The organism is Nostoc sp. C96, from assembly GCF_059384975.1.
In genome coordinates, this window is record NZ_CM182020.1 from 6,559,944 (window position 1) to 6,574,540 (window position 14,597).

Annotated in this window: 10 protein-coding genes; 2 read left to right on the top strand and 8 right to left on the bottom strand. The window is 41.7% G+C overall.

Annotated elements, in window-relative coordinates; genetic code table 11:
- Position 1 precedes the first annotated feature (1 nt).
- From AC504W_RS27940 to AC504W_RS27955, 4 genes are all read right to left on the bottom strand, one after another.
- Complete coding sequence (locus AC504W_RS27940) at positions 2–1,393, bottom strand: cytochrome P450 (protein WP_494875523.1); 1,392 nt, start codon at positions 1,391–1,393, stop codon at positions 2–4.
- Between the two features lie 183 nt (positions 1,394–1,576).
- On the bottom strand, positions 1,577–2,284 hold the full coding sequence (locus AC504W_RS27945) for a DevA family ABC transporter ATP-binding protein (protein WP_494875525.1): 708 nt from the start codon (positions 2,282–2,284) through the stop codon (positions 1,577–1,579).
- A 65-nt stretch (positions 2,285–2,349) separates the two neighbouring features.
- Positions 2,350–3,525 carry an ABC transporter permease DevC gene (gene devC, locus AC504W_RS27950; RefSeq protein WP_494875526.1) on the bottom strand — a complete coding sequence of 392 codons (1,176 nt, stop codon included), beginning with the start codon at positions 3,523–3,525 and terminating at the stop codon, positions 2,350–2,352.
- The gene (locus tag AC504W_RS27955; protein WP_494875528.1) at positions 3,522–4,712 is read right to left on the bottom strand and encodes an ABC exporter membrane fusion protein; all 1,191 of its coding nucleotides are present in this window, start codon (positions 4,710–4,712) and stop codon (positions 3,522–3,524) included. Before AC504W_RS27955 ends, devC begins: the two co-directional genes overlap by 4 nt.
- Positions 4,713–5,133: 421 nt before the next feature.
- Here AC504W_RS27955 and AC504W_RS27960 point away from each other — a divergent pair, with 421 nt between their 5' ends.
- On the top strand, positions 5,134–5,736 hold the full coding sequence (locus AC504W_RS27960) for a TetR/AcrR family transcriptional regulator (protein ID WP_494875529.1): 603 nt from the start codon (positions 5,134–5,136) through the stop codon (positions 5,734–5,736).
- Between the two features lie 112 nt (positions 5,737–5,848).
- Entirely contained in the window at positions 5,849–7,369 is a 1,521-nt protein-coding gene (gene purH / locus AC504W_RS27965) for a bifunctional phosphoribosylaminoimidazolecarboxamide formyltransferase/IMP cyclohydrolase (RefSeq protein ID WP_494875531.1), read from the top strand.
- Positions 7,370–7,721: 352 nt separating this feature from the next.
- Here the strand turns inward: purH and AC504W_RS27970 are convergent, their stop codons facing one another.
- The 4 genes from AC504W_RS27970 to AC504W_RS27985 form a co-directional block, all read right to left on the bottom strand.
- Complete coding sequence (locus AC504W_RS27970; protein WP_494875533.1) at positions 7,722–11,999, bottom strand: PAS domain S-box protein; 4,278 nt, start codon at positions 11,997–11,999, stop codon at positions 7,722–7,724.
- A 450-nt stretch (positions 12,000–12,449) separates the two neighbouring features.
- Positions 12,450–13,178, bottom strand: a complete 729-nt coding sequence (locus AC504W_RS27975) for a DUF3891 family protein (protein WP_494875535.1) — start codon at positions 13,176–13,178, stop codon at positions 12,450–12,452.
- A 147-nt stretch (positions 13,179–13,325) separates the two neighbouring features.
- Positions 13,326–14,021: a manganese catalase family protein gene (locus tag AC504W_RS27980; RefSeq protein WP_494875536.1), complete on the bottom strand. Its 696-nt coding sequence runs from the start codon at positions 14,019–14,021 to the stop codon at positions 13,326–13,328.
- 268 nt (positions 14,022–14,289) lie between these two features.
- A complete protein-coding gene (locus AC504W_RS27985) occupies positions 14,290–14,562 on the bottom strand; it encodes a GlsB/YeaQ/YmgE family stress response membrane protein (RefSeq protein ID WP_494875538.1) in 273 nt (90 codons plus the stop codon).
- Positions 14,563–14,597: the final 35 nt, after the last annotated feature.

Below are 14,597 nucleotides of genomic sequence, written 5' to 3' on the forward strand. Positions count from 1 at the left end.
ACTAGACAATGTTTGCACCAGATACTGGTTTTTTCCCATCTTCAGCAGCGTTCAACTGGATTCGCTTAATTTCCACCTTCAGCCCATTTTCTGGACGTAACGTAATTGAAGGCTGCGGTACAATTGGATGTTCTGGCACTAAATCTATTTGGAAGCTTTGAGCAATCGTCGCTAGTAATAAAGCCGCTTCCATCTGAGCGAAACCTTTACCAATGCAAATTCTTGGCCCATCACCAAAAGGAATATATACTCCTTTTGGTAGTTGTTTTTCTAACTCTTCTGTCCAGCGTTCTGGTTGAAAAACTTCGGGGTTCTCAAAATATTTGGGATGACGGTGCATTACCCATTGGCTAATCATGATTGATGTACCTTGGGGAATTTCGTAATCGCCAATTTGCGTATCTACTGCGGCTTCTCGTCCCATCAGAGATACAGGAGGATATAAGCGCATTGATTCTTTGATTACTTGCTGTGTATAAACTAACTTTCCTAGGTCTTCGAGAGTTGGTAACTTTCCTTGTAGGACTTGACAAAGTTCTGATTGTAATTTTTCTCGGACTTCGGGATTTTGTGATAAAAGCATCCACGTCCAAGATAAAGTATTGGCAGTAGTTTCATGACCCGCCAACATTAAGGTAGCGACTTCATCCCGCAGCAATTTATCATCCATCTGCTGACCTGTTTGTTCGTCTTTCGCTTCCATTAACATCGTCAACAAATCATTCGTTTTTTCTTTGCTATTGCGCCGTTGTTGAATCAGTTTGTAGATAGCTTCATCCATTTGAGCAATAGCCTGACGATAACTGATGTTTTCTGGTCTAGGGAACCACTCCCACACGAGAAAATTTTGCTTGCGCTTACTTTCAAACCAGTTCATTGCTACATCCAGTGCATGAGCCACCACCTTGGCTTCGCCTCCATCGACCTCAGCGCTAAATATGCACTTCATCACAATTTCTAAAGTCAACCGCATCATATCTGCATGGATATCATGGGTTTCACCATCGCCCCAACGTTGCAGCATCTGGTTGGTGTAATCCACCATAATTTGGCTATAGACATTAATTCGCTTTTGGTGAAATACTGGTTGAGCAAGACGACGCTGCCAAAACCAAGATTCGCCTTCTGCTGTTAATAAACCTTCTCCTAGGAGAGTTTTTAAACTACGTAAGCCTCGGCTTTTAATAAAATCAGTGCGATTTTTGAGAACTTCTTCTATGTAGTCGGGGTTAGTGACTAAACAAGCAGATGTTAACCCCAACTGCAAGGGAACAATATCACCATAATCACGACAACGGCTGAGAAATCCTAACGGATCTTGCCCCAGTTGCTGGAGATGACCAACAATAGAATTAACTGGCGGTGCTGATAACTCAAATACATCTTGAGACATAGGAAAAATCCTTGAGGTTTGTATCTCTTCAAGAAGAGTAATTCACTATTAATATAAAAATCTTCAATATACAGAGGGATTTAAGTATGTCGGTAGAAATAAAAGCTTTGTCATTTGATTGATGGAAATCTTAAACTTCTGATCCTCTCTGCACCTGGAGCGACTCTGCATAAAACAATTAATTCACGAAGCCAAACTAACAACAGAATTATTAGTTAATTTGCCATCTTCCATATAGACAATGCGATCGGCAATATCCAGAATTCGATTATCGTGAGTTACCAGTAAGATAGTGCAGCCTTGTTCTTTGGCTAATGTCTGCATCAAATTGACAACATCTCGCCCAGATTTACTATCTAAAGCCGCCGTGGGTTCGTCAGCCAGAACAATTTGCGGATTGTTGACTAAAGCCCGCGCGATCGCTACTCTTTGTTTTTGTCCTCCAGACAAATCATCAGGATAATAGTTCAGACGATGACCTAAGCCAACTAAGTCCAGCATTTGTGCCGAACGTTCTAGCATCTGTTTTACTGACAAATGATGATGTAATTCTAAAGCCATTCTGACGTTTTGGACAGCAGTTAAGCTATTGTGTAAGTTGTGTGCTTGAAATATATAGCCGTTGTGTCTGCGGGCTAAATTCAATTCTGTTGCATTAGCGCCGCAAAGTTCTTGTTTTAAAACTTTCAAACTCCCACCAACTTGAGCCGAACGCAGTCCCCCAATTAAGGTGAGTAAGGTAGTTTTGCCAGAACCAGAAGGCCCTGTCATAATTACAATTTCACCAGTATTAATCTCTAGATTAATATCAAATAAAACTTGTTTTTGTAATTGGCCTTTACCAAAGTAATGGTTGAGATTTTGAATAGAAATTACAGGTTCGTTAACCATAATATTAAATAGCCGTCAAGAATTGGGTACACAAAGATTGACAAAAATGACACTCAGTACTTTTGTTAAAACATATCAGCCGGGTCAGCAGATTGCAGTTTACGAGTTGCGATCGCTCCAGAAATGCCACACATAATAATCGTTAAAATCAACACCATCGTTGCTCTAGAAAGGTTCATGGCAATGGGTAGGGCAGTGGCATTGGCAGCTAATTGATAAAGTCCAATGGGTAAAATAAAACCGGGGATAAAGCCTAAAAATGCCAAAATAATTGCTTCTTCAAAAACTACTGTGAGTAAATATTGATTACGATATCCCATTGCTTTGAAGGTGGCATATTCTTTCAGGTGACTGTTAACATCTGTTGAAAGTACCTGATAAACAATCACCACACCTACGACAAATGCCATCCCTGTTCCCAAGCCAAAAATAAATCCAATAGGACTTTCTTTTTGCCAATAACTTTCTTCAAAGGTGATATATTCTTGATGTGTAAAAACTTTAACATCATTGGGAAGATAAGCCGCTAATTCCTTGGCTACCTGCTGGGAATCATATCCAGGTTTGAGCTTAATTAATCCTAAGTTGACGCTGGCGGCTTCTCTGCGAGGGAAAAAATGCAAGAAGGTTTGGTCACTGCCAATTAAAATTCCATCAGCACCAAAAGATGCGCCTAATGTAAATAATCCACTAATGGTAACTGTCCGGCGCTCAATTTCCGTGGTGACAGTTTTTCCTTGCTCAACTTGCGCGATCGCCTGTTGATAATTTCCTCTAGAATTGCGATCGAATAAAACTCTATCTGGGAGCTTAACTTTATTTAATTGCTCATTCACTTCTGGCAAGTTTAATGCAGGTTGTTCTGGAGAAAAACCGATCACTTGCATGGATGTATCTTTGCGCGTTTCTGGATGTTTCCAAGTAATTGTGTTGGAATAAAACGCTTGGGTGATTTGGACTCCGGGAATATCTTTGGCTTGATACAAACGTCGGCGGGCAAATGTCCCTAAATTTTGCGTATTTCGGGCTTGGGGACTGACTAACACAATATCTGCATTCAAGCTGCGGCTGAGTTTTGTGTTGCTATCATACAAAGCACTTTGAAAACCCATCTGCATAAACATCAGCACATCAGCAAAAGCAATCCCTGATAATGCAACGAGAAGCCGTCCTTTTTCTTTGCTTAGTTGCAGCCATCCCAGGGGTGTCCGTCGTTGAAATTGCTCGATAAATGCAATCATTGTTCGATTTCGGCTGTAATTTGCAAGTTGGTAAATTTAGCGGCTTTTTTACTGGAGGCGGTATCTAAAGCGATATGCACTTCCACTACTCTGCCATCAATATTGGTGCTGGGGTCGGTGTTGACAACATTTTGCCGTTTGACTTGAGAATCAATACGTTCTACTTTTCCGAGTAGTTCACCGGGAATAGAATCGCTACTAACGCGCACTTTTTGCCCGACTTTGACTTTACTAATGTCGCTTTGATAAACTTCGGCAACTGCATACATCTGCTGAGTTTGACCAATTTCCACAATGCCATCATTGCCAACTACTTCGCCTGCGTGGGTATGAATTTCTAAAATTTCCCCATTCATGGGCGATCGCACATAAGCTTGATCAAGTTCGGCTTTGGCTTGCTTCATCGCCGCAACAGCCCGATCAATTTCGGCTTGGTTTTGTTTCACATCCACCGGACGGACTTCTGCTATTCGCTCTAAATTAGCTTTGGCTTGATTGAGTTGCGCTGGACTAGTTGATTGAATTCGTTCTAATACTGCTTGTGCTTCTTGCAAACTTTTTTGTGCGGTATCTAACGCTAACTGTCTGCTGTCTCGATCTGACGCTGAAATTGCACCCTGTTCATACAAAGATTGATAACGGTTGTACTGTCTCAAAGCATTTGTTTGTTCTGATGTTAACCGCGCGACGGTTGCAGCTTGAGCATCAATATCACCTAAGCGCTGTGCTTCCAGACGCGCTATTTCCGCACGTTGAGCATTGATTTCGCCCGTTTTTGCCCCGGCTTTGGTAATTGCCATTTTGGCTTGGGCAACTTTCACATCTTCCTGCGCTTGCTGATAAGCAGCGAATAAGCGATCGCGGCTGTCTAAAATCGCAATCACTTGTCCTTTGGTGACGCGATCGCCTTGTTTCACTAGCAATTGGTCTACTCGATTACCGCTATTTGCGGTCGGTGCTGACAGTTTAATGATTTCTCCCTGGGGTTCTAACCGTCCCAAGGCTGTCACTGTTGTGATTTGCGGTGAACTGATGGCGGCGTTTTGATTCTCTACTTGTTGCTTTGATGGCGATTGGGATAGTAGATAAGCAGAAACCCCACCCGCAACAATCAGCGCCGTCGCACCTAACCCTATCCATTGACGAACTGTAGCTGAAGAAGCTTTGGCTGGTAAGTTTTGCAGCATTTCGCAAGCCCCTAATTTCTTGATATTAATTCGTAAAACTAAACTGTTTTGTTTCGTCTATTTGAAATTAAACGAAACTGTTTCGTCGTGTCAAGGGTATACTAGAAATTAGGTGAATTACTAGGAAACCTGACGCAGAAAAACAGTCTGTTGAGGCTGGGTGTAGGGGCATAAGTCAATATGGTTCAGTTAACGTTTTAATCTTCTGAAGATCCCCCCAACCCCCTTAAAAAGGGGGCTAAAAACTCTCTATTACCCCCTTTTTAAGGGGGTCGCCGTAGGCGGGGGGATCTTAACTGAACCGTATTGGGGTATAAAGGTGTAAGATTTTTGCTCATATAGAAACCCTGTATAACCCTAGAGTTTTCTCGCTGCGTGAGTGTTGTTAGGGATTCGTTAATCTGTTTGTCCCTCATAAGTCATGAAATCCAAAAATGTTGAGCGCGATTTATCACCAGAAAAGACGGAAGCTATTTTAGATGGAGCAATGCAAGAGTTTTTAGAACACGGCTATGCGGCTGCCAGAATCGATAAAATTGCTGTAGCGGCTGGTGTTTCTAAAGCGACAATTTATCGGCGCTTTCCTGATAAAGAAAGCTTATTTACAGGACTCATGCAGCAATTAGCTTGCAAAAAAGAGCTTTTTAATTCAACTCAACTTCAATCTGCACAAGGAGATGTCACTGCTTTCTTAAAATCATTGGCAAATAAGATGCTGAATAATGTTGCCGATGATCCACAAGTTCTGACATTTTTGCGGATTATTATTGGTGAGTCAGGGCGTTTTCCAGAATTAGCACGCGCATTTGTGCAGAATATTGAAAAACCGATACTGGAAGCAATGACACAATATCTAGCTTCTCACCCTGAACTAGAACTACCAGATCCGGAAGTTGCAGCACGAGCCTTTATGGGAACCCTCATTCATTTCGTCATCCTGCGAGATGTTCTGCACAGTGGCGATATTGTCCCAATGGAACGCGATCGCCTGGTTGATCAGCTAGTCAAACTAATTATTAAATAAACACTACAACAGCTAATGAAATTTTTCTCTTAATCAGCCATCAAGTCTTGAAGTGAACCAAGGGTTATGCAAAAATTGGAGTCTTTGGCATCCGCATCTGAGGAATTGAGACATGGCGCGTCTAGCACTGCTGAGTGTATCTAATAAAACTGGTTTAATTGACCTAGCCCGTAGCTTGGTAGAAGAATTTGGCTTTGATATCATCAGCAGTGGGGGAACAGCCAAAGCCCTCAAGGATGCAGGAATACCCGTGACTAAGGTTTCTGATTACACAGGTTCACCGGAGATTTTAGGTGGACGGGTGAAAACGCTACATCCGCGCATTCATGGTGGAATTTTGGCACGCCGGGATGTACCTCAAGATATTACAGATTTAGAAAATAACCAAATTCGCCCGATTGATTTGGTAGTGGTGAATCTTTATCCCTTTGAGGAGACAATTGCTAAACCAGGGGTGACTTTAGCGGAAGCTGTGGAACAAATTGATATTGGTGGCCCGGCGATGTTAAGGGCATCATCAAAGAATTTTGCTCATTTGACGGTTTTATGTGACCCAGCACAGTATGATGAATATCTGCAAGAGCTACGGCAAAATAACGGAGTAGCTTCCTTAGAATTTCGCCAACAAGCAGCTTTGAAAGGATTTTTACATACAGCAAGTTATGATCAGGCGATCGCATCTTATCTTGCAGGTACACAACAACATACAGTCAGCGGTACTGAGTTACAATCTCTGCGTTACGGTGAGAACCCCCATCAAAGTGCAGCTTGGTATCAAACTGGCGCTACACCGACAGGCTGGGCAGCCGCCAAGAAATTGCAAGGTAAGGAACTCAGTTACAATAACTTAGTTGACTTAGAAGCAGCGCGGCGAATTATTGCAGAGTTCACTGACACGCCAGCCGCGACAATTATTAAACATACCAATCCCTGTGGTACAGCTTTAGGAGATACCATTGTGGAAGCTTATCAAAAGGCTTTTAATGCTGATTCTACTTCGGCGTTTGGCGGAATTGTCGCCCTCAACCGTCCGATTGATGCAGCTACAGCCAGCGAGTTGACTAAAACCTTTTTAGAATGTGTAGTTGCGCCTGACTGTGATGCAGAAGCGCAAAAAATTCTCTCAAAGAAAACTAACGTGCGGGTTTTGACATTAGCAGATTTGAGTAGTGGCCCGAAAACTTTAGTCAAACAAATTGCAGGTGGTTTCTTAGTGCAAGCTGCGGATGATATTGTGGCTGATACGAGTAAATGGCAAGTGGTGACAGAACGTCAGCCTACAGCTGATGAGTTAGCAGAATTGCTGTTTGCGTGGAAAGTATGCAAACATGTTAAATCTAATGCCATCGTAGTCACAAGCGATCGCACTACTCTTGGTGTCGGTGCTGGACAAATGAACCGCGTTGGTTCTGCGAAAATCGCTCTAGAACAAGCTGGAGATAAAGCTAAAGGCGCAACTCTCGCCAGTGACGGATTTTTCCCCTTTGATGATACTATCAGAGCCGCCGCCGCCGCTGGAATTACCGCCATTGTCCAACCAGGTGGTAGTTTGCGTGACCAAGATTCCATCAAAGCTGCTAATGAATTAGGTTTGGTGATGGTGTTGACAGGAGTACGTCACTTTTTACACTAATTGGGATTGACGTACAAGGGTGGGGATTGGATGTAAGAGTTTTGGAATATAAGCTAATCGTCATTTAAGTTGCACCATGTTCATGGTAATAAAAGCTGCAAACCCTCTCCCCTGCTCCCTGCTCCCCTGCGGCCTCAATGTGCAAATTAAATGCTTAACAGCTTACCGCCACACCCAGCCACAACCCAAAATTTTGGGTGCTAATTGAATCTAGATAGTGCAGTTGTAAAACTGTCACTAATAACACTTGCCCTTCTCTAACTATAGTGTTATTCTCTAGTTGTGTGAGGAGCAAGTTGAAATTAAAAAGCGTCTGGGGTGGAAACACGGCAACACTCCCAGGCGCTTTTTATTATTTATCATTCTTGCTTATGCGAATTATATTAGCAATTACTGCTGCTAATTCTGCGGGTTCGATAGGCTTGGTGAGGTGTTGCTGAAAGCCTGCGGAAATAATCTTTTGAGAGTTAGCTTCGCCAGCAAAAGCAGTTAAAGCGATCGCAGGTAAAGTACTAGCTGAAGTTGTACTTCTCACCTGCTGAATCAGCATATAGCCATCCATTGTGGGCATACCAATATCACTTAGTAGTAAATGTGGTTGGGTTTTAGCGATCGCTTGCAGTGCTTCTTGAGCTGAGTTTACCGCTTGGACTCTAGCACCATACTGTTCCAAAATAAAAGTTAGTAAATTTAAAGTATCAACATCATCATCAACAATGACTATTTGGACACCTTGAAGATTGGGTGTATTTTCGATTACAGGATAATCTGTTAATGTTTCAGTCGCAGTCACCATTAAAGGTAACTTTACGGTAAAGGTTGCACCTAAATTCTCTCCGGGACTGGTGACTTGCACAGAACCACTGTGGAGTTCTACAAGATGACGCACAATTGCTAATCCTAGTCCTAGTCCACCAAACTTTCTAGTTGTAACCTCATCGGCTTGGCGGAAGCGGTCAAAAACGAATGGAAGAAACTCTGCACTAATACCTTTACCTGTATCAGTAACTTGAATTTGGGCAAAATTGCCAACTTTTTCTAGTCGTAGTTGTACCCATCCGCCTTCTGGTGTAAACTTGACGGCATTTGTGAGTAAGTTCCAAATAATTTGCTGTAAGCGGTTGGGGTCGCCTTCAACTTTCACTTCACTAATAGCAAACTCAGTGTGCAGGTGAATTGATTTGGTTTCAGCCGCTAGACGTACAGTTTCTAATGCAGACTCAATGGTAGTTACTAAGTCAACTGTACAGAGATTCAAACTGAGCTTACCCCGCAGAATCCGCGACACATCGAGTAAATCTTCGATTAACCGCGCTTGTAATTTGGCATTGCGCTCAATAGTTTCTAGAGCTTGGGTTGTCTTGGCTGCATCTAATCTGCGACTCTTGAGTAGTTTTGCCCAACCGAGAATGGGATTCAGAGGCGATCGCAATTCATGAGAGACAATTGCTAAAAAGTCATCTTTCATACGGTTGGCTCTTTCAAGTTCTATTCGGGCTGTGCGTTCCCGTTCCAATGCTTGCGCCCGTTCTTCAACCACCAACTTCTGTTCATGAATATCCGTACATGAACCAAACCATTTGATGATTTGGCCGTTTTGATTTCGTAATGGAAATGCTAATCCTAAATGCCAACGATATTCGCTATCAACAGCACGACGCAGACGAAATTCAATTTCATACTTTTTCCCCGTTTGCAAGCAATCTTGCCAGATGTTTATCGTACTCTCCACATCATCGGGATGTAAAATATCTAACCAGCCTTCTCCTTGGGCTTGTTCTAAGGTTTTACCTGTGTAGTCATACCAGCGTTGATTAAAATATTCATGGTAGCCATCTGGTTGGGTAATCCAAAACATTTGCGCCATTGTGTCTGCTAATGTGCGGAACATCAATTCGCTTTGCCGTAATGCGGCTTCGGCTTGTTTACGATTGGTAATATCTAAATCAACACCCACCATGCGGATTGGCTTGCCTGTTTGGTCATAAAATACACAACCTCTGACAATTGCCCACCGAATTTGACCATCAGGTTTAATAAATCGACATTCAAGATTGTATTCTTCTCTTTCGTAAATAGCACGATGAATTGCTTGTTCCACCAAAGTCACATCATCGGGATGAATCATGGCAGCAAATGTTTCATATCTGCCATCAAAAGTCCCAGGCATTATCCCAAAGATGCGTTCTAAATTAGTAGACCAGTGAATTTCTCCCTTAACAATGTTCCAGTCCCAAGTACCCATATCAGCGGCTTCTAAAGCCAAATTCAGACGATTCTGACTTTCTTGCAACGCTGTTTCTGCTTGCTTACGTTTGCTTAAATCCAGCACAAAGCAAACCCATCTAAAGGGATTGCGTGTTAATAAAGTCGCACCTAATAAAATTGGTACACGGGAGCCATCTTTGTGGATATATTCTTTCTCAAATGGAGTACAGACACCAGACACAAATACTTCTTCTACTTTGGCTTGATCCAGTTCAGTGTATTCTGGTGGAGTCATTTCCTGCCAGCGCAAGTTACCTGCTAATAAATCTGCTTGGGTGTAACCGAGCATCTGTAAAAAGGCATCATTGGCAAAGGTAATTTTGTCTGGCTCGGCTTCAATAATGCCGATAATGCTTGATTCTAATAGCTGTCGCAGTCGAGACTCACTTTGTCGTAGTGCTTCTTCGGCTTGTTTGCGATCGCTAATATCAACATTCACGCCTACCATACGTAAAGGTTTACCTTCGCGATCATAGTAAACTTTGGCTCTAGCATGAAGCCAATGAATGCTACCATCTCGCCAAATTACGCGAAAGTCAGTGAAAAACTCGCCTGATTTTAAGGAAGTGACAATATCTGTATGTGCTTTAGCTAAATCGTCGGGATGAACCCATTTTTTCCAATCTTCGTAAGTTCCACCAAACTCACCGGGCTGTAAACCATAGATTGCTTCTAATTCCTTTGACCAAATATTATCGTTAGTGGGAATGTTCCACTCAAAGCTGCCAATTTTACCAACTGCTTGGGCTAAATCTAACCATTCTTGCTTTTGTCGTAATACTTCTTCGGCTTGCTTGCGCTCAGTTATATCTATAAAAGCTCCAATTACGCCCCTAATAGTACCCGAATGATCGCGCAAAGGTGCGGCTTTGCCGTAAATATATTGCACATCACCTTCACTAAAAACAAATTCAAATTCTCCCTCCATCTCCTGACCAGTCAAACCGGCTTGCTGCATTGGTAATTGGTTTAGGGGAACATCTTGACCATTTTTTTGAATTTTAAATGGGAGAGTATATTCTCCACTAGCAGGAGTTGCTGTCATGATTGAGCCTGGTTGTAGGCGCATCAATTTATAAGCACTACGGTTGACTGTCATTTGATGACATTGGGGATCGTGAGCAATCCAAACTGCTGCGGGTACAGTTTCCATGATGGTTTCTAGTTCTTCAGCCCGTGCTTTGGCTAATGCTTCACTTTGACGCAATTTTGCTTCAGCCTGCTTGCGTTCTGTAATATCTACATTGACAGCTACTGCATTAATAATGGCTCCGTTTTCATCTCGAATCGGTACAACAGAATTGAGAATGGTTTTGCGCTGACCATCAAAGCTTTCAATATCAATTTCTTCACCAATTACTGTCTCACCTGTAGCTAAAACCCTGGCGAGTGTCCATTCTTCTGCTGCAATCGGTTTACCTGTATCTGCCCACCATCCTTTATATTCATGGTATTGGCTGGGATCGTCCAAAAATGGTGCGTTTTCGCCCCAAATTGCTTTAATTGTGGGATTAATTTCGATAAACTTGCCCTTAGCATCAGAGATGACTACTCCTACAGGCAGAATATCTAGCATGGCACGCAGCAGTTGACTTTCGCGATCGCGCTTTGCTTGTTCTTGAGCCAGAATTGTCTCGGAATGCTTACGCTCACTAATATCAGTCAGCATAGCCACCATCCCAGAAAATTTACCTTGCTCATTCAAGATGGAGCTAATCGAAACAATTACCCATAGTTCAGATGTGTCTTGGCGGCGTAAACGCACTTCAAACTGCCGTTTAGCCTCCTGATGATGTTGCTGATTTTGCTCTACCCATTGCTGAATTTCGTTTTGAGCATCATTTTCGAGAAAGTCAAAAATCGAGCGATCGCACATCTGCTCTACACTATAACCAAGCATTTGGGCTAACTGAGAATTCACATATTCTGTTTGTCCATCTTGGTCAAATATCCAGATACCTTCGTAGGCTGTCTCCAATAGACTGCGATAGCTGACTGTGAGCTTTGCCAGCTTGTCCTGTGACTTTTGTTTAGCAATATGCAATTCTGAATTTAAAGAACTAATTAATAGCGATATCAAGCTAAAAACAATTAGTTGGAGTACATTAGTCCAGGTGTTGGGTATAAGAGAGTAGATGGGCGGAATGAAGAAGTAATTATTGACTAAAACCGCCAAGACTGTTGCCAATAAACCAGGCTTTAATCCCCCATACCAGCTACTCAAAACTACAGCCCCAAAAAAAAGTGGCGAGACTTCTAGTTTAAACAGGCTATCCAGCGTTAAGCCTAGTAGCAGCGCAATTAACACGGACAAAACAGAAACACAGTAACGCTGCAAATAGGAGCGCTGGATTTTTGACATACTGCATTAATCCTTGGCAGTAATATGTCTTAAAGACATAGAATTTTGGTTATGGTGGGCAACCACCCTGAGTTATATCTTATCTAAATATCTAATTTGTATGCTTTTCAGCCCAATAAAGTAGGTCTTATATCAAGACTTCATAAAGTGTTACATAATATACTTGCCATTTGAAAAAACAAGTGATAACTTCTAGTTGTGTGTGAGGAGCAAGTTGAAACTAAAAAGCACCGAGAGTGGAAACACGGCAACACTCTTAGGTGCTTTTTAATTTGGGATAAAATCATACCATACTTTGTGCAATAAGTAAAACTGTCACACAACAGATTTACTAATTCAAAAAACAAATGCTATTTTATAGTTGTGTGTGAGGAGCAAGTTGAAAAGAAAGAGCGCATGGGGTGGAAACACGGCAACACTCCCAGGCGCTTTTTCATTTTTATGGATGTTTTAATCGGTCACAAAAGTCCACTCCAGCACCTTAATAGGAGCTTTTTGCAGTGCTTGAATTAATTGAGATGGACTTTCAAATTTGACTTGTCCCAAGTCACAAGCTTCGATATTGACTGTAAATTTTTCATCTTCAAATGGCCAAGGTTGGACAGTCACTAAAGAATCACTGCGTTGCATAATGTCATAACGTTGACCATCAGGCCCCTGGCTAATTTCTAAAAATCGTTCATCAGCCGGGAGTTCTTGCTGACAGAGAATTAATGATAAGCGATCGCACCATTGCATAAATGCGTAAGCTGCATCCACTTCATCTTCTTCAATCCCCAAATCTTTACGCCAATGTTTCTGGTTTTTGACTTGTTCGTCTAAAAATTTGTCTAATTCTGGAGATTTACCTCGTTTAGACTCATTTATTCGACACAGATGCTTAGAAATTAGTAAAGTTACCCAGCGTCCGCGATAGTGAGCATTTTTAATCAGATTCGCCAACTTATCAACGTTAATTTCTGGATTCAACATAAAATCCATTGGTGCGCCTGCTGCGGTAAGATTATCTTCCTCCCATTCTTTTTCTAAGTCATCATGATGAGAAATTGCGGCGAGTGTTTCATATAACCGTGGTGGTGCATTCTTCCGTCGCCATTGTCCTGCTAGTTGTGCTGCAAGTAAAGCATGGGCGCGATGATAAATCACTTCCCAACCATTTTGTGTAGACTTAACAATCACAAATTAATCTTCCTTGAATAGTGCTGACTAACAAAAGTAGAAAGAAGAACTTATTTCTGTTGACAATAAATTGAGCCAGGGAAGCAACTCCAACTGACTCAAGTTATGATCATTGAGGTTTGATTAGGAATTAAGAGGAGAGAAAAGTTAGTTAGTTTTGCTTTCTAAAGGGTTAGCAATGTATTTGAAAGCAGGTTCAGAATTCCAAGGGCCGCGCTCATCGTGACCATTGCCATTACTTGACAGATTGTAGTAAATATTCACCGTTTCGTCAGGTTGAATGTTCCCAAAAAATGGATCTGTCAATTTACCCAGTGAATCGAGAGCTTTCATAAACATCTGGGTATGTGAAATTTCTCGCGTTAATAGATGTACCAAAGTATTTTTTGTACCTTGATCTGTTGCTAATTTAATTAGCTCTTCGTAAGTTTGGCGAGCGCCAGCTTCCGCTGCAATGTTCGCTCTCAAATCACGAACTACATCGCCACCTTCATTGATATAGCTGGCTGTCCAAGAATTTCCTTGACTATCTAAAAAGTGAGGGCCAATACCACGAACAGCAAACAGAGTACTTTTATAAACCTCTGTTTGATCTGTATTTTTAGTATGAGACTCAATAAGTTTACCAACCATCTCTAAATGCCCAAATTCTTCAATGGCAATATCTTGCAACATATCTCGAATTCCAGCATTTTCCACATGAAAAGATTGCACCCAATATTGGAGAGCAGCAGTTAGTTCTCCAGTTGCACCACCAAATTGCTCAAGAAGTAACTGAGCAAACCGAGGGTTGGGTTCACTAATATTGACAGAATGGATTGGCTCTTTTTTATGAAAAAACATGCAATGCCTCTGTGATTATTTTCAACAAAAAATAGTGGACAATAAATTTATTGCCTTGGCAGTTTATAATTGCTCAACTGCTCTTCTAGATAATTTTTGATACTGCCAATAATATGATTAGTGTGGTGTTTAGGCAAAAACCAGCTTTCTACAGTAGGTGTATTATGGTTTCAATTAATCAGAAACCATGCTTCAAGGTTGTAAAGAGTGTGATTGGGAAAACTCACCAAACACACTCTGAATTTAATTATGGTTGATTCATAATCGTTTAAGCATTACTGCTTCTTCGCAGCAGTCCCCACAAGTAAATAGCAATGATTGCACCAATGACTGCAATAAATAAACCGGGTAAACTAAAGGTTGTGGCGGTTAACTGCAAAGTACCCGTTTGGAGTAATGTATATAAACTACCACCAATAAAAGCACCGATAATCCCTAAAATCATTGTCGAAAGAATTCCGCCGCCTTGATAACCGGGGTAAATGGCTTTGGCGATCGCACCAGCTAAAAGACCTAATATTATCCAAGCAATAATATTCATAACGACCTCAAAATCTCATCTGTAACCAGATTAAC

Bases quoted from the DNA above. Each gene is read 5' to 3' on its own strand.
- purH (WP_494875531.1), top strand. From the start codon at position 5,849: ATGGCGCGTCTAGCACTGCTGAGTGTATCTAATAAAACTGGTTTAATT.
- AC504W_RS27955 (WP_494875528.1), bottom strand. From the start codon at position 4,712: ATGCTGCAAAACTTACCAGCCAAAGCTTCTTCAGCTACAGTTCGTCAA.
- AC504W_RS27960 (WP_494875529.1), top strand. From the start codon at position 5,134: ATGAAATCCAAAAATGTTGAGCGCGATTTATCACCAGAAAAGACGGAA.
- AC504W_RS27945 (WP_494875525.1), bottom strand. From the start codon at position 2,284: ATGGTTAACGAACCTGTAATTTCTATTCAAAATCTCAACCATTACTTT.
- AC504W_RS27970 (WP_494875533.1), bottom strand. From the start codon at position 11,999: ATGTCAAAAATCCAGCGCTCCTATTTGCAGCGTTACTGTGTTTCTGTT.
- AC504W_RS27980 (WP_494875536.1), bottom strand. From the start codon at position 14,021: ATGTTTTTTCATAAAAAAGAGCCAATCCATTCTGTCAATATTAGTGAA.
- AC504W_RS27940 (WP_494875523.1), bottom strand. From the start codon at position 1,393: ATGTCTCAAGATGTATTTGAGTTATCAGCACCGCCAGTTAATTCTATT.
- AC504W_RS27985 (WP_494875538.1), bottom strand. From the start codon at position 14,562: ATGAATATTATTGCTTGGATAATATTAGGTCTTTTAGCTGGTGCGATC.
- devC (WP_494875526.1), bottom strand. From the start codon at position 3,525: ATGATTGCATTTATCGAGCAATTTCAACGACGGACACCCCTGGGATGG.